Source organism: Marvinbryantia sp., from assembly GCF_047017445.1.
In the GTDB taxonomy this organism is placed as follows: domain Bacteria; phylum Bacillota; class Clostridia; order Lachnospirales; family Lachnospiraceae; genus Marvinbryantia.
In genome coordinates, this window is sequence record NZ_JBKXTT010000004.1 from 249,422 (window position 1) to 273,842 (window position 24,421).

Sequence of the window (24,421 nt, forward strand, 5' to 3'; positions counted from 1 at the left end):
AGAGGCTGCTGCATATGCTGGTGATCACAGGCTGCAGCAGCCTTATTTTATCTCTGAAAGGAAATGAGTTTTTATGAAGAAGACAAAAAAGAAAACGAAATATCTGCTGATTTCGACGGCTTCCATTTTGACGGTGATCTTTGTCTGGTTTTTATGCATCAATGTATTTCATTTGAAATCGGAGCTTGTATTTCCGGGACCGGCGAAGGTGTTTCAGACATTTATCCAGAAGATGACGACCAAGGCGCCGGACGGAGCAACGCTTCCGCAGCACCTCTGGGCGAGTATCAGAGTGGCGCTGCTGGGCTATGCGCTCGGAGCGCTGGTTGGGGTACCGCTTGGGATCGCAATGGCGTGGAATAAATGGGTGGACCGTTTTGTGCGGCCGCTGTTTGATATGATCCGTCCGATTCCCGGACTGGCGTGGATCCCGATGTTTATCCTGCTGTTCGGTATCGGCATTACCTCCAAAGCGCTGGTTATTTTCCTGGGCGCCCTGATCGCCTGTATCGTAAACAGCTATACAGGTATCCGGCAGACAAAAGAGGTGCATCTGTGGGTGGGCGATGTGTTTGGCGCATCCAGTATGCAGAAGCTGTTTCTGGTGGCGATCCCAACGGCACTTCCGATGATCTTTACCGGGCTGCGCGTGGCGCTCGGAACCTCCTGGACAGCGCTGGTGGCAGCAGAGCTTTTGGCCTCCACAAAGGGATTGGGGTACATGATACAGCAGGCGCGCGCAATTTCCAGACCGGATATCATCATTGTAGGTATGCTTGCGATCGGCGCAGTGGGCGCAGTCTTTGACGCCGTGCTCCACATGATAGAAGTACGGGTAGCGAAAGGAATGAATGCAAAATGACAAAAAATAAGAGAATAGGTGAAAAAGCGATCACGGGAGTCTGCGCCTGTGTTTCTATCGGCGCCTTCCTGCTGTTGTGGGCATGGGGCGCGGCATTTACGGAGCTTGGTTTATTTATGCCCGGACCGGTTGAGGTTGTGCGTGCGATCGGAGAGGGAATCGTGGGAACCGTTGGAAAGCATAGTATCATGGTGCATGTCGGCTATAGCCTGATGCGGGTACTTGCCGGATTTTTGATCGGTTCTGCGGTAGGTATCGTCTGCGGACTTCTGATGGGGTGGTATCCGGTGGCGGAGGCGATCATCAATCCGATTTTCCGCATTATCCGCCCGATCCCGCCGATTGCGTGGATCCCGATCTCCATTATCTGGTTTGGACTTGGAGAGAATGCAAAAATATTTCTGATTTTTCTTGCATCCTTTTCAAATACGACGCTGAACTCCATGGCAGGCGCCAAGAGCGTAGATCCGGAAATCGTAAACGCGTCGCGTATGCTTGGAGCGAGTGAGCGGCAGATTTTTACAACGATCGTGCTTCCGGCTTCCGTGCCGTCTATTTTTGCGGGACTGCAGGTGGCGCTCTCCAGCAGCTGGGCGACCGTACTGGCAGCGGAGATGGTGAGGTCTTCGGAAGGTCTTGGATGGATGATCGTGGCTGGAATGAACAATAACGATATGGTTCAGATTTTATCGGGAATTGTAATGATTGGCGTGGTAGGCTATATCCTTGCAATTTTGATGAGAAAAGCGGAGGATGTGTTATGTCGGTGGAACAAGAGCGGACAGTAGCAAATATGATTGAATGCAGAGGCGTGTGCAAATCGTTTGAGACGCCGGAGGGAGAACATCAGGTGATCAAAGACCTGAATATGGCAGCAAAAGAAAACGAGTTTCTGGTGCTCTTCGGACCGGGACAGTGCGGAAAGACCACGATCATGAATCTGATCGCCGGTTTTGAGCCGGCGAGCGAGGGCAGCATGACTTTTCTTGGAAAAGAGATCTCAAAGCCGGGACCGGAGCGGGGCGTGGTCTTTCAGTCGACGGCGTTGTTCCCATGGATGACGACAATGGGAAATGTGGAATACGGATTGAAAATAGCGGGCGTTAAAAAGGAAGAGCGCCGCAGGCGTGCGCAGAAATACATTGATCTGGTAGGCCTGCAGGGTTTTGAAAATTCATTTCCGGTACAGCTCTCCGGCGGAATGCGCCAGCGCGTAGGCATTGCAAGGGCATACTGCAATGAGCCGAAGGTGATGCTGATGGACGAGCCGTTCGGCGCGCTGGATGCGCAGACGCGCTATCTGATGCAGGAGGAGCTGCAGCGCATCTGGGATGCGGAAAAGAGGACGGTTATTTTTGTCACGAATAATATTGAGGAAGCAATTTATCTGGCGGACCGTATTCTGGTGCTGACGAACTGCCCGGCGACAGTAAAACGGGAGTATAAGATCGAACTTCCGCGGCCGCGCGATCTGGTGTCACCGGAGTTTTTGGCGCTGCGAAAGGAAATCACGGGAATTTTAGACAGTACGTCAGACGGGAGGCAGCAATGAGCGAAAAAGTAAAAGTAAAGGTAAATCATCTTACCAAGAAATTTGGCGACCTGCTGGTGCTGGACGACATGTCCTTTGATGTCATGGACGGGGATCTGCTGTGCGTAGTCGGACCGACCGGCTGCGGAAAGACGACCTTTTTGAACAGTCTCACAAAAATATATGATATTACCAGCGGAGAGATCCTGCTGGACGGACAGAAGGTAGACACCAGGAAGCAGAACATCGCCTACATTTTTCAGGGAGATTCCACAATGCCGTGGCTTACGGTGGAGGAAAATGTGGGGTTCGGACTGAAGGTGAAGAAGGTACCGGAAGCGAAAAAGAAAGAGCAGGTAGAAAAATATCTGGATATCGTAGGTCTTACGAAATACCGCAAGTATTATCCCAAACAGCTTTCGGCAAGTATGCTGCAGCGCGTGAGTATTGCGCGCGCATTTGCGACGGAACCGGATCTTCTGCTGATGGACGAGCCTTACGGACAGCTTGACATTGAGCTGCGTTTTAAGCTGGAGGATGAGCTGGTAAAGCTCTGGCAGATGACAAAGACAACGGTGCTTTTTATCACACATAATATTGAAGAGGCGGTTTATCTCGGCAATAAGATCATGATCCTGACGAATAAGCCGACGACCGTCAAGACAACGATTGAAAATACACTGCCGCGGCCGCGCGATATTGCCGCCCCGGAATTTGTGCGTCTGCGCAATGAGGTGACGGAGCTGATCAAGTGGTGGTAGGGATAGGAGGAACGTATGCGGGCAATTACGATTATGTATGATTCACTGAATCGCAGGTATCTCCCGTGTTATGGCGATGAGATTTCCATTATGCCGAATTTCCGGAGACTGGCGGAAAGGACAGCCGTCTTTGATAAGTTTTACGTGGGGAGTCTTCCGTGCATTCCGGCGCGGAGAGAGCTGCAGACCGGCAGATACAATTTTCTGCACCGCTGCTGGGGACCGCTGGAGCCGTTTGACGATTCGCTGCCGTCCATTCTGGGAGAGCACGGGATTTATTCGCATTGTGTGACGGATCATGCCCACTACTGGCAGGAGGGAGGAAGCACTTATCACACAAAGTTTTCTTCCTGTGAGATGATCCGCGGGCAGGAGGGCGATTTCTGGAAAGGGAAGGTGGACGGATTCACAGAAAATCTCGATCTGCACCGACAGGACGCCGTGAACCGGGAGGCAATGCAGGGGGAAGAAAACCATCCGCACTATCAGACCTGTAAGAGTGCGCTGGAATTTCTGGAAGACAATTACCGGCAGGATAACTGGTACCTCCATGTGGAGTATTTTGATCCGCATGAGCCCTATTTTGTGCCGGAGCGATACAAGAAGCTATATACGGATAAGGATGCGCCGTTTGACTGGCCGTTTTACGGTGAGGTGGAGCCGGACGCAAAAGAGGTGCAGGAAGCGCAGCTTAATTACCGGGCGGTGCTGTCGATGATCGATCATTATCTCGGGGAGATCCTGGATTTTATGGATGCGCATGATATGTGGAAGGATACCATGCTGATCGTGAACACAGATCACGGCTATATGCTGGGGGAAAAGGGATTCTTCGGGAAAAATTATATGCCGTGCTATGAGGAAATTGTACATACGCCGTTTTTCCTGTGGCATCCGCAGATCAGACATGCGGGGGAGCGCCGAAGTGCGCTCTGCCAGACGATCGACATTGCGCCGACCATCCTGGACTGCTTTGGAATTGTGCCGACGGCGGATATGATGGGGCGTTCCCTGCTTCCGGTGCTGGAGAATGACCGCTGTATTCACGATGCGATCTTATTTGGCTATTTTGGAAAACATGTCAACGTGACAGACGGGCGTTATGTCTATATGAGGAGCGGGCGTAAAACGGAAGGCTGTCTGTATAATTACACGTTGCTGCCGCTGCACATGTTCCATCCGTTTACGGAAGAGGAATTAAAGCAGACGGAGACGACGCTGACAGGGGAATTTTCGTTTACAAAGGGCATCCCGGTGATGAAGATTCCGGCGAGCGGAGCAACTTCTCCAGACAATACCTGCTATCAGTATGAGGACCATATAAAATACGGCGATCTGCTGTTTGATCTGGAGACGGATCCGTACCAGCAGCGGCCGATACAGGATGGTGGGATCGAGGAGCGGATGCTGGAGGCAATGCGCGCTCTGATGAAAGCCGGCGAGGCTCCGGCGGAGCTGTATGAACGAATGGACATAGAGAAATGAGGTGGCATTTATGGCGGAAAAACCGCTGAATATTGTGTGGTTCTGTACGGATCAGCAGCGATGGGATACGATCGGCAGCCTGGGAAATCCGTATATCCGCACGCCGAATATTGACCGTCTTGTGTCGGAGGGAGTGGCATTTACCAGAGCCTATACGCAGGCGCCGGTATGTACGCCGAGCCGGTCCTGTTTTCTGACAGGGCGCTACCCGCGTACGACGAAGGCGTTTTTCAACGGCAACGACACATACTCGAAGGATGAAAAGCTTGTCACACGGCTGCTGGCGAACGAGGGCTATGTGTGCGGGCTGTCGGGAAAGCTGCATCTGACGTCCGCGCAGGGACGCATGGAGACGCGCACGGATGACGGCTATACCTATATGCAGTGGAGCGAGCATCCGAACGACGATTGGCTGCATGGGGAAAATGATTACCAGAACTGGCTGAGAGAAAAGGGACTGAAATGGGCGGACATCTATGGCGGAAAATATACCAGCATGGCAACCTGGCCGCCGACGCCGAACCCCAATTTTACCGGAAAGACGGTGGGGGTGCCCGCTGAGTATCATCAGACGACCTGGTGCGTGGAAAAAGCGATTGAATTTATTGAGGCAAACCGGGGAAAGGATCATCCCTGGCTGATCAGCCTGAATCCTTACGATCCGCATCCGCCGCTTGATCCGCCGCAGGAATATAAGGACCGGCTGAAAATTGAGGATATGCCGCTTCCGCTTTTCAAAGAGGGGGAGCTGGAGAAAAAGCCGCCCCATCAGAAAAAGGATTTTTATCAGGGCGGACAGGACGGACAGGCAGAGCCGTTCCCCGACCTTACCGATGAGGAGAAGCGTGAGCATTTCCGCGACTATTACGCAGAGATTGAGCTGGTGGACGACCAGTTTGGCAGGCTGCTTGATTATCTCGACCGCACGGGGGAGCGTGAAAACACCCTTGTAATTTTTATGAGCGATCATGGCGAGATGAACGGCGACCATGGACTGTACTGGAAGGGCGCATATTTCTATGAAGCGCTGGTGCATGTTCCGCTGATCATGTCATGCCCGTCGCGCTTCCGCCAGGGCGTGCGCTGCGATCAGCTCGTGGAGCTGGTGGATATCGCGCCGACGCTTATGGAGCTGGCAGGCTTTGAGGTGCCGTATTACATGCAGGGCAAAAGTCTGGTTCCGCTGCTTACCGGAGAGGGGGAGGGCATGCCGCACAAGGAATCCGTGTATTCCGAGTTTTATCACTGCCTCAAGGGAACGCATGAGGATATTTACGCGACGATGTACTTTGACGGCAGATACAAGCTGGTAAACTACCATGGAAAGGAGTATGGCGAGCTGTATGACCACCGGAACGATCCGGAGGAATTCGAAAACCTGTGGGATGATCCGGCGTATGCAGAGTTGAAGGCGAAGCTTATTAAAAAGAATTTTGACAGTGCGATACTGAAAAATATGGATTTCTCTATGCATCTGCTGTATGAATATTAAAAATGTGTTGTCGTCGCAGCAGGTGTTTGAGGTTGGCGTGAACAGTAACAGCGTGTTTTGTGCGGGTGGCAGCGGCAGTCTTTTGGTGTTGCCACCCTTTTATATTTCTGATATAATAGTCACAAAAGTAGTGATTGTTTTTGGAAAATATAATACGTGACCTGCGAAAAGGGGTGGCAGCGGAAATGGCAAAAATTTTTAATGTGGCGGCGGTGTGCATACCGGAAAAGCATTACATGGTAAACCTTGATGAACGGCTGAAAAAGATTAAAAAGATGGTCGATGCCGGGGATTACTTCACGATAAACAGAGCAAGACAATACGGAAAAACGACGACGCTGCGGGCGCTTGGACGTTATCTGCAGAGTGAATACTATGTTGTTTCTATAGACTTTCAGATGCTCGGTGCAGGAGAATTTGAGACAGAAGGCACGTTTGCGCTCTCGTTTGCGCGTCTTTTTCTGCGGGTTTTAAAGAGAAATTCGGCACAGATGTCTGGGGAGTTGAAAAATGCTGTTGGCAATCTTGAAAAAATTGTACGGGAAGAGCCTGGTGGATTCCGTCTGCAATGGCTTTTTGACGAATTGAGTGACATCTGTATGGCGGCGGACAGACCGATTGTGCTGATGATCGACGAGGTGGACAGCGCCTCGAATAATCAGGTATTTCTGGATTTTCTGGCGCAGCTGCGCGCATATTATATTGACCGGGACATGCAGCCGACGTTCCAGTCTGTGATTCTGGCGGGGGTTTATGATGTGAAGAATCTCCGGCGGAAAATCCGTCCGGAGGAGGCGCACAGGGTAAACAGTCCGTGGAATATAGCAGCAGACTTTAATATCGACATGAGCTTTTCTGCGGAGGACATTGCGGGAATGCTGAGGGAATACGAGGCGGACTGGCAGACCGGGATGGATATTGAAGAAATTTCCACCATGCTGTATGATTACACCTCCGGGTATCCGTTCCTGGTGTCGCGCCTGTGTAAGCTGATGGATGAGGAAATCAGTGGGATGGAGGAATATGGTTCGAAAAGCCGGGCATGGACGGAGGAAGGAGTCCGGGAAGCGGTGAAAATACTGCTGTCGGAGAAAAATACTCTGTTTGAATCCCTCAGCGGAAAGCTGCTGAATTATCCGGAACTGAGCGCTATGCTGGAAACACTGCTGTTTACGGGGAAAAATGTTGTGTACAACGCATATACGCAGATACTGGCGGATGCGGAACTGTTCGGGTTTATACGGAACCAGGGCGGGGCGGTGAAGATAGCGAACCGCATTTTTGAGACCTGGCTTTATAATTATTACCTGTCCACTGCCGAGGTGCAGAAGCAGGACATTTACACGGCGGCGCTGCTGGATAAAAATCAGTTTGTGGTAAACGGTCATCTGAACATGCGGCTTGTTCTGGAAAAGTTTGTGCTGCATTTTAATGAGTTGTACCAGAACCAGAATGAGACTTTTCTGGAAGAGGAAGGGAGAAAATATTTCCTCCTGTACCTGAAGCCGATCATTAACGGCGTTGGAAATTATTATATTGAATCACGTACCAGAGGACTGCGGCGCACGGATGTGATTGTCGATTACTGTGGGGAGCAGTATATCATAGAGCTGAAAATCTGGCGCGGGGAGGAGTACAACAGTCGCGGGGAGCAGCAGCTTGTTTCCTATCTGGACGACTACCGGAAAAACAAAGGCTACATGGTCAGCTTTAATTTTAACCGGAAAAAACAGCCAGGCGTGCAGGAAATAGTTGTCGGGGATAAGATGGTGATTGAAGCTGTTGTATAAAACAGGAAACTGCCGTAGCAAGGGGAGTACCCTTATGCGGCAGATTTTATATTTATGTTTAGGATGTTACTTCCTGTGTGACGGTTCGCGGATTTTAAGCGCTGACAGAGTTATAAAGCAAAAAGTGTGAAACGTTCAGCGGACTTTCACATAAATTCTGCAAAGATGGAAGCTCCGACAACCGTCAGCAGTCCGGCGACGGCGATGGCGAGGCTGCTCATGGCGCCCTCTACCTGTCCGAGCTCCATTGCCTTTGAGGTTCCGATCGCGTGAGAAGCGGTGCCGATGGCAAGTCCTTTTGCGACCGGCTCCTCGATCCGGAAAATTTTACAGAGCGTTTCCGCGATCACATTTCCAAGAATTCCTGTGATGATAATAACGGCGACTGTGATCGTCTCGATGCCGCCGAGTTCCTGTGAAACGCCAAGGCCAATCGCTGTCGTGATGGATTTCGGCAGCAGTGTGACATACTGTTCATGGGTCAGATCGAAAAGCTGCGCCAGCAGAAAGACGCTCACCAGGCTTGTCAAAACCCCGGAGAGAATGCCTGCAGCTACGGCTTTTGCGTTCTTTTTCAGCAGAGTAAGCTGCTGATAGAGCGGAACTGCCAGACATACCGTGGCAGGCGTCAGAAGATAGCTGATGTACCTGGCGCCCTCGTTGTAGTGTTCATATTCGACGTCCAGAAGAACGAGCACCGCCATCACCAAAATGGTTGCAATCAGCAGAGGATTCAAAATGGGAAGCTTGCATTTTCTTTTCATAAGCAGTCCGATTTCATAGGCGGCAAGGCTGAGGAAAGCGCCGAAAAATACAGAGTCGACCAGAAATTCCTTCATTTTTTCTTTTCCCCTTTCCGAATGATAAACTGTGTGACACGACCGGTCACTGCCATTACGATGACAGTGGTCACAATGGTGATGATCAGCACCGGCGCCCATATCGGCTGCAGGGCGGACCAGGAATCCAGCAGACCCACAGCCGCCGGGATAAACATGACAGGCATAATCTCAATCAGAAAATCTGCCGCATCCTTCACCTGCTCTAATTTCAGAACGCCGCTGCATAATGCCGCAAGCATGAGTATCAGCCCGTAAACGCTTGCCGGAATAGGAAGAGGAATCAGCATCCGCAGCGCCTCTCCCAGAAACGAAATAAACAAAATAATACCGAATTGCCGTAAGAACTTCATAATTCTCTCCTCCAATGTAATGATGTTGGGAAAAAAGCTCCCAACTATGATGCCGACGGATTGCGGGGTGCTGCGCATTCTCACAATCCTGGCATCATGTAATATCAGCATTATCATAGTGTCCCCGCTGTGCAAAGTCAAGGTTTAGTTTTCGGCAAAGGTATATTCTGGCAAATGCATGAACCTTACTAAGCCAGCGCGGGATTGAGTTTTTTCCGGCGCAGGAAGAAAAAGGAAACCACGAAGGCGAGCACCTCTGCGACCGTGATTGCCCACCAGATACCGTCCAGCCCCAGGAAAATTGGCAGAATCAGGACGGAGAGCGTCTGGAAGACGAGGGTACGCGAGAAGGAAATAATCGCGGAGACGACCCCGTTGTTCAGCGCGGTAAAATATGAGGAAGTAAAAATATTCAGCCCTGCCAGGATGAAGGAGTATGAAAAAACGGAAAAAGCATGGCGTGTCATTTCCAGAAGCTCCTGGTCGTATCCGACAAAAATAGCTGCCAGTGGGGCGGCGAGGATTTTGGCAGCCAGCATCATGCAGATACCGGCAGCGGCCATCAGCAGAAAGCTTTTGCGGAGCATATTTTTCAGCTCCCCGCGGTTCCCGGCGCCGTAATGATATCCGATAATGGGCGCGGTACCGATGGTGTATCCGATGAAAATGGCAATAAAAATAAACTGGATGTACATCAGAACTCCATAAGCGGCGACGCCGTTTTCACCGGCAAAGCGCATTAGCTGGAAATTGTACAGCATACTTACCAGCGAGCCGGAGATATTTGACATCAGCTCGGAGGAGCCGTTTACACAGGCTTTGCACAGGACGCGCGCCTCCAGCCTTGTTTTTGTGAGCCGGAGAAGGCTGCCGTTCGGGCGCAGGAAATAAAGCAGCGGCAGAAGCCCGCCGATGCACTGGCTGATACCGGTGGCAAGCGCCGCCCCCGCAACGCCCCAGCGAAATACGGCGATAAAAAGCGCGTCCAGAACCATATTTGTAACACCGGCAGCGACTGTGGCGAAAAGACCGAGCTTCGGTTTCTCTGCAGTTGTAAAAAAGGTCTGGAACACATTCTGCAGCATGTAGGCGGTATTAAAAAGCAGAACGACTCTGCCATATGTCACACAATCTTCCATCATGGCGTCAGTGGCGCCGAGCAGCCGGGAAATCGGCCGCATGAGAAGAATACCGATGACGGAGAGCGCAATGCCGCTGATTATTGTCAGCAGAATCATCATGGTAAAGTAGCGGTTTGCTTCCGTTTTATTTCCCTCACCCAGCGTTTTTGCCACGAGCGCGCTGCCGCCGGTGCCAATCATAAAGCCGAAGCCGCCGAGAATCATAATAAACGGCATGACAAGGTTGATTGCCGCGAAAGGAACCTTTCCGACAAAATTAGAAACGAACAATCCGTCAACCACGCCGTAGATGGAAGTGAAAACCATCATAATGATTGGCGCAGTGCAGAACCGCAGCAGCTTTTTGTAGGTAAAATGGTCGGATAACTGTATTGCCATCGCTATAGCTCCTCCTTTTGGAAAGTCATATTTTGTTTCAGAATATCTGTGTATTTGCGGAAGAGGTGGATAAATTCCTCCTGTTCCTGTGCGGATAACCCAAGAAACGCGTCGTGCTCCGCCGCCAGCACCCGGTCTGCTGTCCGGGCGGCAAGGGTCTGGCCTTTCTGTGTGAGCGCAAGGCGCTTGCTGCGGCGGTCCGTCATTTCTTCCATGACGATTACTCCGTCTGCTTCCAGCTTTTTCAGAGCAGAGTTGACAGTCTGCTTTGGCAGATAAATCTGATTGCAGATATCACTCTGGGTCAGCGGCGTGCTGGCTTCCCGCAGAGAATACAGAATCCAGAAAGCGCAGTCGGAGAGACCGAAGGATTTTGCGGCGGTGCGGTAAATCTGGTCGCTTTCCCTGAAAATGCTGTTATATTGGGCAAGAATCTGCCATGCGTGGTTTTCTTCCATGATATCGTCCTCCTACGTGATTTGGGGCGTCCGGCAAAGGAGCCCGTCGATTTTTCCGCGTTTCGCACTTTATGTTATTTCCGCAGGCAGGAAGCCAGGTGCCGTGCCTGCAGATGCGGATTTGATTTGCTGCCTGGTCTGTGATATTAAAAAAAGTCCGAAAGCGGATTAATACAGAATAATCCGCTTTCGGACTTTTGTCAAGAGAAGAATACGAAAAAACAGAACGGCAGGTGCTCTGCCGTTGCTGTTCAGGTCAGGACTTTGCATTCACTGCGGTTCAGCCATTTCTCCGCCAGATATATCCAGTTCTGGCAGCTTTCCTCTATGCACTGGTGCTGCATGTTGTCGGTGAGGGCGCTTGCCAGGGAAAGACCGTGTCCGCCTTTTTCGTACAGATGGTATTCGATGGGGATACCCTGTTTCATATAGGCCTGTACAAGTACCAGAGAGTTTTCCGGCGGAACGGTGTCGTCCTGCATGGTGTTCCAGAGAAATGCGGGCGGCATCTGCGGATGTACCTGCTTATCAATAGAAACTTTTCTGAGCAGCTCTTCGTCCTGCCAGTCGTCTCCCAGCAGCTCCCGGATACTGCCCTCGTGGCGGATTGCCGGGTCGCTGGAGATAACAGGATAGCAGAGAAGGAGCCCGGCGGGGCGGAGCGTTTCTGTCCGGCAGCCGCTTTCCTGGCTGAGAAAGGCGCTGTTCCAGTAAGCGCCATAGCTGGCGGCGAGATGTCCGCCGGCGGAAAATCCCATCACAAAGATACTGTCGCTGTCAATCTGATACTCGTCTGCATGTTCGTACAGATAAGAAACGGCGAGCGCGGTTTCCTTCAGGGAGACCGGAAATCTGGCGGGAGCTACGGAATAGCGCAGAATAGCCGTGTGAAATCCCATCGCCATAAAGCGCAGGGCAATCGGTTCGCTCTCACGGTCGGACAGAAAATGATAACCGCCGCCCGGAAGAATCAGAATCAGCGGTCTTTTCCGGATAGGAATTTCCTCTGAATAATCCCAGAGATACAGGGTCAGACTGGCGTCCGGCAGAGAGCCTTCCGTCTGGATTGCAATTTTTTTATGTAACATGGCGTACCCTCCTAAAAGCATTTTTCTTTCATTATACAGAAGAAGAAAAAGGATTTCCACAGAAAAATGGGGGACTTCGGCTGGACTGGAAGAATACCCGGAGGGATAAACGTGTACACAAAAGACGTGGATTTGTGCACAAAAGGAATGAAATACGCGCAGACAATAGTAAAGTTGATGGAAGTATGGTATTTATAAAGAACTGGCAGCCGGGGAAGCGTCAGCTCCGGATGCCATAAAAAGTAGGAAAGGGAGGAAATAAATGATGTTTTGCAGAAATTGCGGAAAAGAAATTCCGAACGGTATAAATTTTTGCAATTATTGTGGTGCAGCACAAAATAATTGCTCTGCACAAGATACGCAATCGATTTACCAGACGAATGAGTCGCAATATTCAGCAGTGAATTCACAGCCTGTGTACGCGGAACCCCGCCCGCCGAAGAACAAAAGCAAAGGGCCTCTTAGATTTATCGTTCCAATAGCGGTCGCTGCTGCGGCATTTGCAATCGGGTATTTTGCTACGGGAGCTGATCAATTAAAGCAGCCAACTGCATTTGATACGCCAGACAGCTTTACATTTGAGGGGCTTGAAAGTCCGTCAATTAAAGAAGATGCGATGGAAGGAGAAACCGCAGAAAAAAATCAGAATGTTACCACAGAGTCCCTGGAGAAAACCTTCCGGTTTGGCAACGAGTATGGGGAAGAAAGGATAGCATTACGCTATCGGGAGGATGGTGTTGTCAGTTACTATGATGGAATGCAGAATTTCTATGATGTATCTGCCATTGACCCGGATTGGATGGAAACCTTCAAAAATGGTGTAAATGATGCAGCAGCCTATTTAGAGGAATCCGGAACTGACAGCGCATTTATTACAATACAGGAATCTGCTGATGAATTTAGTATGCAATATGCCTTTGGATTGTTAGAAAGTGATCCGGATATGGCAGAGCTGGCAGCAGAATTTATAGGATTAGAAACGGAAGATGGGAAAATAATGATTAACTCTGTGGAAGAAGAACTGCTTGGTTTAGGATTTACTCTGGAATAAGAAACGGAAAGGAAATGGAAATATCATGTTTTGTACAAATTGTGGGAAAGAGATTCCCGAAAATGCAAAATTCTGTAATCACTGCGGGGCGCAGCAGGGAGGTGCCGCTGCTTCTGCGTCTTCCCGGTCAGCGCAGCAGGGAGGTGCCGCTGCTTCTGCGCCTTCCCGGTCAACGCAGCAGCAGGCATACAATAAGTATGCTTCGCCGCAGCAACCGTCGCAACAGAACTATGCATCACAACAGCCGGCTGCAAAGCAAAAGCCGCGGAAAGGCTCGAAAGTCGGCGGCATCATACTGCTGATCCTTGGTGTCGTTTCTGTTATTGGTGCCTGCGCCAATGGTACATATCAATACATGCAATATAGCTTTGATCTGTCGGATATGGTTGTAATTTTGATGCAGATAGGGTTTATAGCTGGCGGAATCGTGATGATCGCCAAATCAAAAGGAAATGGAAGGTAACGACAATGTATAAGAAAATTTTGGCATTTTTATTTATAGGTGTGATGGTGATTGCTTTAGCTGCCTGCGGGGAATCCGGCTCAGCTGCAAAGCAGAATCCAAATTCAGAAAGCCAGGCAAACGGTGAAACGATCGCTGCCAATGACGAAGACGATGAATCAAAGACACCCGCAGAAGGGAAAGTGAATAAAGAAAAAATATATGAATTGAACCGTGACGATAACGACCGGATCACGATTGAATTATGGTATCGGGAAGGCTCCGAATATGTGGCGCAGGTCAGCGGTGTGGTTTATGTACCAACAGGCTCGACGGAGTATGAGGGGATGCTTAAGGACAATATTGCGTTTGACGAAAAGGTCAAAGCTGCCGGAGTTTCGGAAGACATGCTGCATTTTAGCTACGATGAAGTTAAGCTGGAAAACGGTTATATTCGCAGTGAATTTGCATTTAAGGAACTGGATGCGGATAATTCCGACAGCGTTGCTATGATCGCTGAATTTTTGGGATTACCGGAGTCAAATGGCTATTTCAAATTAAGCGAATGCGAGCAATATTTACAGGAAAGCGGTCTTCTGCTGGACTATGAACATTGACGAGAGGAGAATCAGCACAGGATGTTTTGCCTAAATTGCGGGAAAGAAGTTCCCGAAAATATAAAATACTGTAATTATTGCGGCGCAGAGCAAGGCCTCGCTTCGTCAACGGCATCTTTTCAGGAAGCACCGCAACAGCAGTCATACGATTATTATGAGCCGCCGCAGCAAATGGTTATAGATGCAAATATCAGGACTGCTTTGAAGGTTGGAGGTTTTATGCTTGTTGCATTAAGCGGACTTTCGATACTTATATCGTTGATATGGCATCAATATGAACATTTTATCTACTATGTAAGCGCGGAGGATATTATATTTCTTCTTGCGCAAAGCTGTATGGTTATTGGCGGGCTATTGATGATCTGTATTCCGAAACCAAAGACGGCTCTGCAGATTGGAGGGATTGCTTTAGCAGCACTAAGCGTACTTTCTGTATTTGCAGGTTTACGCTATCATCAATATAGCCTTTTAATAACTTTAGGAAGTCTTATAGCCACAGGAGAAACGATAGCTACAGGGGTGATCGGACTTATTCTGATCCAGGGCTGTATGGCTGTTATGGGAATATTGCTCATATGTATATCAAAAGAAAAAGGAAGGTAATAAACAAAGTACATAAGGAGCGGGGATTGCCGGAAAAGGCAATGTAATAGGAGGATAAGAACAATATGTTTTGTCAAAATTGTGGGAAACAGATTCCTGAAAATGCAAAATTCTGTAATCATTGCGGGGCAGTACAAATGAACGGTTCTTTTCGGAATATTCAGCAGGGAACGCCACCACATACGGAGCAGCCACCCCCTGCAGCCACACCCACAGTCGCGGTCGCAGCAACGGCAGCCCTACCGGCACACTGATGAAAAAGCGCTCAGGAAATATCTGGCTCCATATGTCTGCCGCAATATTTTTTTGTAATGTGTGCGATTACAGTTTTCTTACTGTTTGTAGCGCCGCCGATCGTAGTGTTCTATCTGGCTATAACAGTATGCTTCGGTATACCGTGGGCGTATGGCTATCATCAAATGAATAAACGGATTGCGTCTGCTAAGGAAGACGGTACATTTGAAAGAATGATGCATGAGTTTGGATCATCCGCATCAATACTGGGAGACAAGATCCGTTATAGCGAGCATTATATTTTTGGAAAGGGATCTGGACGTTTTTTGAAGTATGAGGATATATACTGGGTGTACCGACATATTCAGCGATATCTTCTTATTCCTATCTCGTCTACGGCGGAGGTTGGTATTCGTACAGGGGAGCTGTTTTCGTTTTGCAGATTGAGGCTGGGGTATAAATCTGGTGCAGGCCAGAACAGGGAACTTGCTTCTGTTATTTATGCCAAAAATCCGAATGTTATCCTGTGGTTTGATGCAAAAAGGAAGAAAGAATTTAAGGACAGGATCTCGCAGGTCTTTGATTTACTTGTATTAGCAAAGCGGCACTCTTTTGTGAGCTGCCGCTTAAAAATTTTTAGATTGCGTCGTTTTTTTAAAATGATTTTTGCTCTATATCCTTTTTGTGGTTCACTTTCTATAGATAAAGTTCCTTGATGCGCCTCTATAATCTGGCGAACAAGTAATAGACCCAACCCATGCCGCAGATCCAGTCGTTCATCGGTGCTTTCCAGGTAGTGAGGCTTTTCCTCTAATTCTTTTAGCTTTTCAGAGGGAAGGCCGACCCCATTATCAGCAACGGTCAAAATAAGTACCCCATCGGTGTTTTCGAGGGTAAGCTGGATTTTACAACCTTGCGGATTATGCCTGATACTATTCTGCACGAGATTGCCGATTGCCCGTGAAATTAAGCGTGTATCGCATTCCAGCAAGGAATTTTCTGCTTCTGGCGCAATATCAATCGTATAGGCATCAGAAATCCCGGAGTTGAGCAATTCAGCCGCATAGGAACGGATGAGTTTGGAGAGGCGTATCTGCTCCTTGTGAAGCGGCTGCATTTCATATTCCAGTCGTGACACTAAATTCAAATCCTGCACAAGTTCTTTAATTTTGACGCTTTGTTTTCGAATGATTTCAGCCTGTTCTCTAATTGTGTCACTGATTGTTTCATTTGCATTAATCCGGCCAGCATATCCCATAATCATAGAAAGCGGTGTACGGATGTCGTGGGAGACGCCGCTGATCCAGTTGGCCCTGGCCGCGTTCTGTTTGCTTAATATCAGAGAGGCTTTATTTACACTGCCTGCAATTTCGGATAGCTCCCCGTCAATATGAAGTGAAGCGGGCCTGCCATCTGCCAGTGTATCAATGGCATCTACAATCGGCTCTGTATTTTGAATGATCCTGCGTTTTGAAAAATAATAGGTCAAAAACAGGCACAGCGCATCCGTGCCTAACATTCCTATAACATAGAAGGGAAGTTTTTTGATTGCATCAATGGAATAATAGTTGCTGGTAAGTTTCATGTAGGTATTCTTTGGATATCCCAAAACTAACAGTCCCTCATCGGTATTCCAGACAAAAACAGGATAATCTTCCAGATAGCCTTTTGAAAATGAGGCTACATCCTGAATATTATAATTTTGCGGTATTTCTTCCGGCAAATCGAGTGTCCAAAAGCCTCGCCTTTTGGCGTCAGGTACATGGCCCAGATATTGTGCCGGTGCAATTCCTGTACTGCATCATCCGTCAGACCTTCTGTGGTTGCCGCGTCAGATGCCATCTCAAGCATGGCGCGAGGGGATGCCTCTTTGTAATCATCTGAAATCGTATGATAAAAGGTCATGCCAAATAAAACGACATTGATAAGCACCAGTATTAGGAGAAATGCAGAAAAAGACACCAAATGCTTTGAAATATATGCTCCAAAAGATTTCATGGCGTCACTTCCTCGTAATCAATTTATATCCCAGGCCCTTGATTGTAATCAGGGAAACAGGCTTTGATGGATCGGCTTCAATTTTTTCCCGAATACGCCGCACATGGGCATTCAGGCTGTTTTCATAGCCGAAAGGATTGTCACCCCATAACGCATCGCAAAGAGCGTCAACCGTGACGATATTTCCCTCGTTGCGGGCCAGCGTTTCAAGCAGGGTATGCTCTTTTGCGGTCAGGGAGATAACCTTGCCGCCTTTGCTGACCTCTGCCCGGCTGAAATCAATCGTACATCCATCCAGGACGACCAGCGGGCTATCCTCTTTATAAGTGCGGCGCAGGACCGCATAGACACGCAGCAATAGTTCCTGCGGCATAAACGGCTTTGAAATGTAATCATCCGCGCCAAGACCAAGCCCCGTAAGTTTGTCTGTGGCTTCGTCTCTTGCTGTTAAAAAAATTATCGGCACATCTGTAAATGTACGGAACTGTTTCATCAGGGAAAAGCCATCCCCATCCGGCAGCATTACATCCAATATCATCAGATCAGGTTTTTCCTGTTTGGCCATCATGACGGCTTCTTTTACTGATGCAGCAGTAAGAACAGTTTCAAAACCGGCATCTTTCAAAATAGCTGATACCATTTTCAGCAAATCCGGCTCGTCGTCCACAAGAAGGAGACTTTTTCGATGCAGAAAAGAATTGTCCATAGTGCACCTCCTACGAAATTATTGTATCACAAGATATCCGGTCTGGGAATTGCGTCACCCAAAAAGTAAGGTAAAAGTAAGGACGCGAGAATGTAAAAGTCAGGCTGGTGTTTTATTATGGAATCAATGAGGCAATGAGGAGATGTTCTTATGGATTGCATGATTACCACGGAACAGTTGACGAAAAAATACAGGGACTTCACTTCTGTCAATCATGTTTCGCTTCATATTCGCAAAGGCAGTATTTATGGTTTCTTTGGTCCATAAACGCTATGAGTAAGGAGGAAGTGAAGAAATGAGTTTTTGGGAATTACTCAGGATCGAGTTTATGAAGGTAAAACGATCAAAGATCGTACCGCTGATTTTTATCGCACCACTGTTGGTCGTTGCCTCCGGCTACCCCGAAGCTTCGATTTTGAGGATTGCATGTGTGACTCCGGAGAAATATAAAAAATGAGCAGCAGAAAAACCGGATTGATATTTACCGGTATATGAAAATCTGTCTTGACGGAATACCTGCTTTTGTGCTAGATTTGTTAGTAGTGAAACGCAAAGACGAAGAGAGTACATGTATCTTTTGTATTACAGAGAAATTCCATGCGCGCCGTATCCGGGGAGACTTCCGGCGGCGCCGGACGCTGAGAGGAATGTACAGGGGTAGGTGGAAAATGGCTTCTGAGTGGTGCACCGAACTGTGAAATAAGAGGGGCGAAAATACCTCGCCAAGTGCCAGAACAGGGAAACACCGCGGACACTAGGTTCGAAAGGACCTCACCAAGTGTCCGGGTGTGCGTTCGCACTAGGCTCGAAAATACCTCGCCAAGTGCCAGAGCAGGGAAACACCGCGGACACTAGGTTCGAAAGGACCTCACCAAGTGTCCGGGTGTGCGTTCGCACTAGGCTCGAAAATACCTCGCCAAGTGCTCACAGCAAGGCTGCAACGGGAACCGCCTGTTATAGCGGCAGGGTGTGTACGCACCTGATGAGGTCTGCACCGCGAGGTGCGGATAAAGTGAAGTGGTAACACGGGTGAACAGCCTGTCTTCTCAGAATAGGGAAGATGGGCTTTTTTGTCTTTGCGGAAGGAGAAAGGAGATATTATGGAAAAGAAAAAATTTTATATGACAACGGCGATTGCCTACACATCGGGCAAACCGCACATCGGCAATACCTATGAGATTATCCTGGCGGACGCCATTGCGCGTTTTAAGAGGGCGCAGGGCTATGATGTGTTTTTCCAGACAGGAACGGACGAGCACGGGCAGAAGATTGAGCTGAAGGCAGCCGAGGCAGGCGTTACGCCGAAGGAATATGTGGATAAGGTGGCAGGCGAGGTAAAGCGCATCTGGGATCTGGTGAATGCGTCCTATGATAAATTTATCCGCACTACGGACGACTACCACGAAAAGCAGGTGCAGAAGATTTTTAAGAAGCTGTACGAGCAGGGCGATATCTACAAAGGTTCCTATGAAGGAATGTACTGTACGCCGTGCGAATCCTTCTGGACGGAGTCGCAGCTTGTGGACGGCAAGTGTCCTGACTGCGGACGCGAGGTAAAACCGGCGAAGGAGGAAGCATACTTCTTCAGAATGAGTAAATATGCGGACCGGTTGATCGAGCATATCAACACACATCCGGAGTTTATCCAGCCGGTGTCCAGAAAAAATGAAATGATGAACAACTTCCTGCTTCCGGGCCTGCAGGACCTTTGTGTTTCCAGAACCTCCTTCAAATGGGGCATTCCGGTAGACTTTGATGATAAGCATGTGGTATACGTATGGCTGGATGCGCTCACCAACTACATCACAGGTATCGGCTACGACTGCGACGGAGAGAGCACAGAGCAGTTTAAAAAGAACTGGCCGGCAGATCTGCATCTGATCGGAAAGGACATCATCCGCTTCCATACGATTTACTGGCCGATTTTCCTGATGGCGCTGGATCTTCCGCTGCCGAAGCAGGTGTTCGGGCATCCGTGGCTGCTGCAGGGCGATGGCAAGATGAGCAAATCGAAAGGCAATGTGCTGTATGCGGATGAACTGGTAGACTTCTTTGGAGTGGATGCGGTGCGTTACTTTGTGCTGCACGAAATGCCGTTTGACAACGACGGTGTGATCACCTGGGAGCTGCTGGTGGAGCGCTTAAATTCCGACCTTGCGAACACGCTCGGCAACCTAGTGAACCGCACGATTTCCATGTCAAACAAGTATTTTGGCGGCGTGGTTGCTGATAAAGGAGCGGAGGAGCCGGTGGATGCGGAATTGAAAGCAGTTGCCCTGGAGACGCCGAAGAAAGTGACGGAAAAGATGGAAAAGCTGCGCGTGGCGGACGCGATCAGCGAAATTTTCGTTCTCTTTAAGCGCTGCAACAAATACATCGACGAGACAATGCCGTGGGCGCTGGCAAAGGACGAGACAAAGCAGGATCGTCTGGCGACCGTGCTTTACAATCTGGTAGAGTGCATTTCCATCGGCGCGGAGCTGCTGGAGTCGTTTATGCCGGATACAGCAGAGAAGGTGCTCGCCCAGCTTAACGCACAGAAGAGAGGTCTGGAGGCGATGGATCAGTATGGTCTTTACAAATCCGGCACGAAGGTGACGGAAAAGCCGGAAATCCTGTTCGCGCGGCTGGATATTAAGGAAGTGATGGCGAAGGTAGAAGCGCTTCACCCGCCGGTTGCGGAGGAAGCGGCGGAGCCTGCGAAGAAAGAGAAGGAAGAAGCGGTGATCGACATCGAGCCGAAGGAAGAGATCACTTTTGAGGAATTCGGCAAAATGCAGTTCCAGGTGGGTGAGATCATTGCCTGTGAGGCCGTGAAAAAATCGAAAAAGCTTCTGTGCAGCCAGGTGAAGATCGGCAGCCAGGTAAAGCAGATCGTGTCTGGCATCAAGGCGCACTACAGCCCGGAGGAGATGGTCGGCAAAAAGGTGATGGTTCTGGTGAACTTAAAACCTGCGAAGCTGGCGGGCGTACTCTCGGAGGGAATGCTGCTCTGCGCGGAGGATGAAAATGGAGAGCTGGCGCTGATGGTACCGGAAAAAGAAATGCCGTCGGGTGCGGAAATCTGTTAAAAACGGAAATAAAGGGAATTACCTGGCCCTCAAATTAAATAAAATACCGGATGAATCGTGAAGAAGCGGCTCGTCCGGTATTTTTGTTGCTCTGCAGGTGCCGCTTTACGGCGTCACCTTTGGCGTAGTGGATTCGCGGATGATCAGCTCCGACTGAAGATTAATATGCTGGATGGTGGAGCCGGGATTCTGAATGCGGTCGATAAGCAGCTCGCTGGCAGTATATCCCATCTGATGCTTTGGCGTGTTAATGGTGGTAATCTGCGGGGAGGATATGGTGGCATAGTCTACGTTATCGTATCCGATGACCATCAGATCGTCCGGCACGCGCAGATGAAGGCGGCGCGCGGCATTAATGACGGCGCAGGCGTAAAGGTCGGAAATCGTCAGAAAGGCGTCCGGGCGGACGGTCTGGGAAAATAACTGGGTGGCGGAGGAAAAAGCCATGTTGTAGTCAATTTCCGGAAGGTTGATGATCCAGCGCTGTGTCGGACGGATGCCTGCCGCCTGGAGCGCCTTCAGATAACCCTCCTGGCGGACGTAATTGTCCCGGTATTTGAGCGAGCCGGACATAAACGCGATGCGTTTTCTTCCCTGTGAGACCAGATGGTTCACTGCCGCGGCGGCCATCTCAAAGTCATCCAGGCTGACGGAAGAGACGGTTTTGCTCTGCAGATTGTAGTCGCAGAGCTGCACTACCGGAACCAGGCTGCTCAGAGCGTGCATAAGCTGGGCGTTGACGTGATTCAGACAGATAACGCCGGAAATCCTGGCGCTTTTGATCAGGTGCTCAAAGGCAGGAAACGTGTTGCTGTTGATGTGCTCCTGCAGGATCATCATGGTGTATCCGTGCTGGATAGCGGACGCCTTTGCTCCTTTTATGATCTCATTAAAAAAGGAATTGAAATCAAACGGCAAAACAAAGAGGAGCAGTTTTCCGGAGGAAGGCGCCTGCACGATATAATCGTTGGGATTGATGCCCTGTGCGCTGAGCGCCTCGCAGACCTTTTCGACCAGATGGGGCTTTACGGTACTCTGATCATTCATCACACGGGATACGGTTGCGGTGGATACGCCGGCGATTTCGGCTATTTCAGAAAAGGAGAAAGGGTATTTTCTGCGCATATATCAGAACCTCCAATAAAGTATCTGTTTTTAATATAGCATATTTCAAGCAAATTGCAAGGATTTTCCAAGCTATTTCTGAAATAGAAATGGGAAACTGGCAAAATAACTAAAAACAGAGCGAAAAAGAAGCAATAAAAGTAGTAAATAGATATAAAGATTTTTTTGAAAGGAGGGATTGATTGACAATCTTTCTGAAATAAAATATAGTAATTACAGAAAGAAAAAGCGACGGATCGGAGGGAGAAGCGTGCGATACACAGTGCAGTTATGTACGGGATCGTTTGATCGTTCGGTGCTGGAGCCGCAGGAGGTTGTCAGGAAGCTGGAGCATACCCTGCAGATCCTGGATGTGGAGAGAGTGATCTTCGGATGGGCGCCGGAGGATGGACTGAACAGAGCGATCTGCAGTCTCCTTGAAAAGCACGGGATTGAAAAGTATCTGTGGCTGCCGGTATTTGCGGAGATCCAGAACCAGGAGGATGCGGAGCCGAACCGAAATATTGCAGGGCGGGAGCGGCAGGATGTCAACAAATTTGCGGGAGACAACTTTGAATTTGCCTGTCAGTCCTCCGCGAAAAGCATTGGCCGGGCAGCGGAGGTGTTCGATGAACTGACGGAGGGCTGCCGGGTGGACGGTGTGTTTTTAGACCGGATCCGCTATGCTTCGGCGGCAGGGTCTTTTGGGAATCTGTTCGGATGCTGGTGCCCGCGATGCCAGAAGCTCTATCAGGAAGAGGGGGCGGACACGGAACGGCTGCAGAGGCTGGCGAAGGACGCGTGTATGGAAGCATTCCTGCCGGAGGAGCGGAGCGGATTTACCTATCGTTTCGCGGATCGGGACGTGGACTGTCTGATGCGGGCGAAAAGGAAGCTGATCAGCAGGCAGGTAAGGATGCTTGAAAAGAGATTCCGTGAGCGCGGCCTGAAGGTTGGAGCGGATACGTTCACACCGTCAGTCGCCGATTTCGTCGGGCAGGATCTGGCGGAAATCGGGGAGAGGATGGATTTTATCAAACCGATGGTGTATCTGCGGACAGATGCGCCGGCAGGCGTTCCGTTCGAGCTGCGCGGTCTGGGCAGAGATATCAAACGGCGGCTGGATGCTCTGTGGGGCGGCGATACGGAAGGCATGACGCTTGCCGTACAGCAGATGAAGCTTTTGCAGGAAAAAGATATCTGTGCGGCGCCCGGGGTCGATGTCAATCAGGTTGAAGGGGTGTGCAATTCAGATGCAGACTACGTAAAACGCTTTTTAAAGAAGCTGCAGGCGGCGGGAACAGAACGGATTGTTTTGTCCTGGGATATTATGCATATCTCTGATGAAATGCTTGCGGCGATCGCCGGAATCTGACAGAAGGGAAAGCCTGTGATATAACAAAAATTATGGCAACAATGCGGGATACCCGCACAAAAATATATTATTAAAGGAGGAACTACAATGAAAAGAACAAAGGGAATGCTGGCTGCACTGGCGGCCGGATGCGTACTGACGATGGGGCTGACCGCTTATGCGAAGGAGGCGGAGACGCTGAAGGTGGCGTACATACCGAATTCTATGTCGAACGAGATGAACGCCTACGGCTATAAGATCATGGAGGAAAACCAGGGTGATTACAACATGGAAGTAACGGCGTTTGACGGCAAATACGATGCGCAGACAGAAACCTCCGCTATCACGAACTGTATCGGACAGGGCTTCGATGCGATCATTCTTTGTCCGAGCGATATCAATGCGGTGATCCCGGCGGTTATGCAGGCGAAAGAGAACGGCGTGATCGTAGCAATGTACTCTGCGGATCTCCCGGAGGAATACCGCGAATACCGCGATATCTTTGTGGGCGTGGATGACACGGAAGCAGGTGAAAAAGCAGCTCAGGCATTTATTGAGCAGTTCCCGGACGGCGCGAAGATTCTTGAGGTGGGCGGCACGGCAGGAACGGACGCACAGGTGCGCAGGCACGACGGCTTCAATGCGGCGCTGGAAGGTTCAAACATTGAAGTGCTGGATTATCAGGCGACGAGCAGCTGGTCCTCCAATGAGACGATGGCGATCACGGAGGATATGATCGTAAAGTACGGCGATGAGATCCAGGGTATCTTCTGCCACTGGGACGGCGGCGCAACAGGCTGCATCGAGGCATTGAAAAATGCGGGCATTGAGGGCACCTATGTGGTAGCGATCGACGGGAGCAGAAGCGGATTTGACCAGGTGAAAGCGGGTACACAGAATGTATGCATCAGCCAGAATGTAGTCAACATTTCGCTGAAAGCACTGGAAACGATCCGCAAAGCGGCAGACGGCGAGGAATATGAGGCAGAAAATTATGTGCCGCTTGATATCGTGACGGCGGAAAATGTGGATGAGCTGCCGTATCCGGAGTGGTAAAGAGGG

The 24,421-nt window shown here is 49.7% G+C and carries 24 protein-coding genes and 2 pseudogenes; 17 read left to right on the plus strand and 9 right to left on the minus strand.

From position 1 onward, the window contains the following. The first annotated feature begins 73 nt into the window (after nt 1-73). The 7 genes from ACLU9Q_RS06485 (at nt 74) to ACLU9Q_RS06515 (ending at nt 7,921) form a co-directional block, all read left to right on the plus strand. Entirely contained in the window at nt 74-862 is a 789-nt protein-coding gene (locus ACLU9Q_RS06485) for an ABC transporter permease (RefSeq protein WP_296908175.1), read from the plus strand. Then, on the plus strand, nt 859-1,650 hold the full coding sequence (locus ACLU9Q_RS06490) for an ABC transporter permease (protein ID WP_296908173.1): 792 nt from the start codon (nt 859-861) through the stop codon (nt 1,648-1,650). Before ACLU9Q_RS06485 ends, ACLU9Q_RS06490 begins: the two co-directional genes overlap by 4 nt. Then, complete coding sequence (locus tag ACLU9Q_RS06495) at nt 1,629-2,414, plus strand: ABC transporter ATP-binding protein (protein ID WP_412624819.1); 786 nt, start codon at nt 1,629-1,631, stop codon at nt 2,412-2,414. The genes ACLU9Q_RS06490 and ACLU9Q_RS06495 overlap by 22 nt, the downstream gene beginning before the upstream one ends. Beyond that, a complete protein-coding gene (locus ACLU9Q_RS06500; protein ID WP_296908170.1) occupies nt 2,411-3,154 on the plus strand; it encodes an ABC transporter ATP-binding protein in 744 nt (247 codons plus the stop codon). Before ACLU9Q_RS06495 ends, ACLU9Q_RS06500 begins: the two co-directional genes overlap by 4 nt. A 15-nt stretch (nt 3,155-3,169) precedes the next feature. Further along, a complete protein-coding gene (locus tag ACLU9Q_RS06505; RefSeq protein ID WP_298512729.1) occupies nt 3,170-4,639 on the plus strand; it encodes a sulfatase-like hydrolase/transferase in 1,470 nt (489 codons plus the stop codon). A 10-nt stretch (nt 4,640-4,649) separates the two neighbouring features. After that, on the plus strand, nt 4,650-6,131 hold the full coding sequence (locus ACLU9Q_RS06510) for a sulfatase (protein ID WP_298512726.1): 1,482 nt from the start codon (nt 4,650-4,652) through the stop codon (nt 6,129-6,131). Nucleotides 6,132-6,316: 185 nt separating this feature from the next. Further along, nucleotides 6,317-7,921, plus strand: a complete 1,605-nt coding sequence (locus ACLU9Q_RS06515) for an ATP-binding protein (RefSeq protein ID WP_296908164.1) — start codon at nt 6,317-6,319, stop codon at nt 7,919-7,921. Between the two features lie 146 nt (nt 7,922-8,067). Here the strand turns inward: ACLU9Q_RS06515 and ACLU9Q_RS06520 are convergent, their stop codons facing one another. The 5 genes from ACLU9Q_RS06520 to ACLU9Q_RS06540 form a co-directional block, all read right to left on the minus strand. Next, nucleotides 8,068-8,760 carry an LrgB family protein gene (locus tag ACLU9Q_RS06520; protein WP_296908162.1) on the minus strand — a complete coding sequence of 231 codons (693 nt, stop codon included), beginning with the start codon at nt 8,758-8,760 and terminating at the stop codon, nt 8,068-8,070. Beyond that, nucleotides 8,757-9,113, minus strand: a complete 357-nt coding sequence (locus ACLU9Q_RS06525) for a CidA/LrgA family protein (RefSeq protein ID WP_296908160.1) — start codon at nt 9,111-9,113, stop codon at nt 8,757-8,759. Before ACLU9Q_RS06525 ends, ACLU9Q_RS06520 begins: the two co-directional genes overlap by 4 nt. A gap of 188 nt (nt 9,114-9,301) precedes the next feature. After that, on the minus strand, nt 9,302-10,633 hold the full coding sequence (locus ACLU9Q_RS06530) for an MATE family efflux transporter (RefSeq protein ID WP_296908158.1): 1,332 nt from the start codon (nt 10,631-10,633) through the stop codon (nt 9,302-9,304). 2 nt (nt 10,634-10,635) lie between these two features. Then, the gene (locus ACLU9Q_RS06535; RefSeq protein WP_296908157.1) at nt 10,636-11,091 is read right to left on the minus strand and encodes a MarR family winged helix-turn-helix transcriptional regulator; all 456 of its coding nucleotides are present in this window, start codon (nt 11,089-11,091) and stop codon (nt 10,636-10,638) included. 251 nt (nt 11,092-11,342) lie between these two features. Next, complete coding sequence (locus tag ACLU9Q_RS06540) at nt 11,343-12,179, minus strand: alpha/beta hydrolase (protein ID WP_296908154.1); 837 nt, start codon at nt 12,177-12,179, stop codon at nt 11,343-11,345. Between the two features lie 262 nt (nt 12,180-12,441). Between ACLU9Q_RS06540 and ACLU9Q_RS06545 the strand changes: the two genes are divergently transcribed. From ACLU9Q_RS06545 to ACLU9Q_RS06565, 5 genes are all read left to right on the plus strand, one after another. Further along, entirely contained in the window at nt 12,442-13,230 is a 789-nt protein-coding gene (locus ACLU9Q_RS06545; protein ID WP_296908152.1) for a zinc ribbon domain-containing protein, read from the plus strand. A gap of 25 nt (nt 13,231-13,255) precedes the next feature. Continuing rightward, nucleotides 13,256-13,693 (plus strand): zinc ribbon domain-containing protein, encoded by a 438-nt coding sequence (locus ACLU9Q_RS06550; protein ID WP_296908150.1) that lies wholly within the window; start codon nt 13,256-13,258, stop codon nt 13,691-13,693. A gap of 5 nt (nt 13,694-13,698) precedes the next feature. Further along, nucleotides 13,699-14,289 (plus strand): hypothetical protein, encoded by a 591-nt coding sequence (locus tag ACLU9Q_RS06555; protein ID WP_296908149.1) that lies wholly within the window; start codon nt 13,699-13,701, stop codon nt 14,287-14,289. Nucleotides 14,290-14,310: 21 nt separating this feature from the next. Then, nucleotides 14,311-14,892, plus strand: a complete 582-nt coding sequence (locus tag ACLU9Q_RS06560) for a zinc ribbon domain-containing protein (protein ID WP_296908146.1) — start codon at nt 14,311-14,313, stop codon at nt 14,890-14,892. 65 nt (nt 14,893-14,957) lie between these two features. Then, nucleotides 14,958-15,146 (plus strand): zinc-ribbon domain-containing protein, encoded by a 189-nt coding sequence (locus ACLU9Q_RS06565; protein ID WP_412624800.1) that lies wholly within the window; start codon nt 14,958-14,960, stop codon nt 15,144-15,146. 479 nt (nt 15,147-15,625) lie between these two features. Here ACLU9Q_RS06565 and ACLU9Q_RS06570 read toward each other — a convergent pair whose 3' ends face one another. Genes ACLU9Q_RS06570 through ACLU9Q_RS06580 form a run of 3 tightly spaced genes read right to left on the minus strand, consistent with a single transcriptional unit; the run spans nt 15,626 to nt 17,830 of the window. Then, nucleotides 15,626-16,849, minus strand: coding sequence for a HAMP domain-containing sensor histidine kinase (locus tag ACLU9Q_RS06570; RefSeq protein WP_330592676.1), 1,224 nt, complete (start codon nt 16,847-16,849; stop codon nt 15,626-15,628). Beyond that, the gene (locus tag ACLU9Q_RS06575; protein WP_330592675.1) at nt 16,807-17,124 is read right to left on the minus strand and encodes a hypothetical protein; all 318 of its coding nucleotides are present in this window, start codon (nt 17,122-17,124) and stop codon (nt 16,807-16,809) included. The genes ACLU9Q_RS06570 and ACLU9Q_RS06575 overlap by 43 nt, the downstream gene beginning before the upstream one ends. 4 nt (nt 17,125-17,128) lie before the next feature. After that, nucleotides 17,129-17,830: a response regulator transcription factor gene (locus ACLU9Q_RS06580; protein ID WP_296908144.1), complete on the minus strand. Its 702-nt coding sequence runs from the start codon at nt 17,828-17,830 to the stop codon at nt 17,129-17,131. 150 nt (nt 17,831-17,980) lie between these two features. On the opposite strand from ACLU9Q_RS06580, the pseudogene ACLU9Q_RS06585 reads away from it, so the two are divergent. The 3 genes and pseudogenes from ACLU9Q_RS06585 to metG form a co-directional block, all read left to right on the plus strand. Next, nucleotides 17,981-18,094, plus strand: a pseudogene (locus tag ACLU9Q_RS06585) (ABC transporter ATP-binding protein); the annotation flags it as partial. A 31-nt stretch (nt 18,095-18,125) separates the two neighbouring features. Next, nucleotides 18,126-18,242 (plus strand): annotated as a pseudogene (locus ACLU9Q_RS06590) (ABC transporter permease); the annotation flags it as partial. Between the two features lie 688 nt (nt 18,243-18,930). After that, on the plus strand, nt 18,931-20,901 hold the full coding sequence (metG, locus tag ACLU9Q_RS06595; protein ID WP_296908140.1) for a methionine--tRNA ligase: 1,971 nt from the start codon (nt 18,931-18,933) through the stop codon (nt 20,899-20,901). Between the two features lie 105 nt (nt 20,902-21,006). On the opposite strand, the gene ACLU9Q_RS06600 is transcribed toward metG, so the two are convergent. After that, the gene (locus ACLU9Q_RS06600; RefSeq protein WP_296908137.1) at nt 21,007-22,026 is read right to left on the minus strand and encodes a LacI family DNA-binding transcriptional regulator; all 1,020 of its coding nucleotides are present in this window, start codon (nt 22,024-22,026) and stop codon (nt 21,007-21,009) included. 250 nt (nt 22,027-22,276) lie between these two features. Between ACLU9Q_RS06600 and ACLU9Q_RS06605 the strand changes: the two genes are divergently transcribed. Both ACLU9Q_RS06605 and ACLU9Q_RS06610 read left to right on the plus strand, forming a co-directional pair. Continuing rightward, entirely contained in the window at nt 22,277-23,380 is a 1,104-nt protein-coding gene (locus tag ACLU9Q_RS06605; protein ID WP_296908135.1) for a hypothetical protein, read from the plus strand. Between the two features lie 87 nt (nt 23,381-23,467). After that, complete coding sequence (locus tag ACLU9Q_RS06610; protein ID WP_296908133.1) at nt 23,468-24,415, plus strand: sugar ABC transporter substrate-binding protein; 948 nt, start codon at nt 23,468-23,470, stop codon at nt 24,413-24,415. Nucleotides 24,416-24,421: the final 6 nt, after the last annotated feature.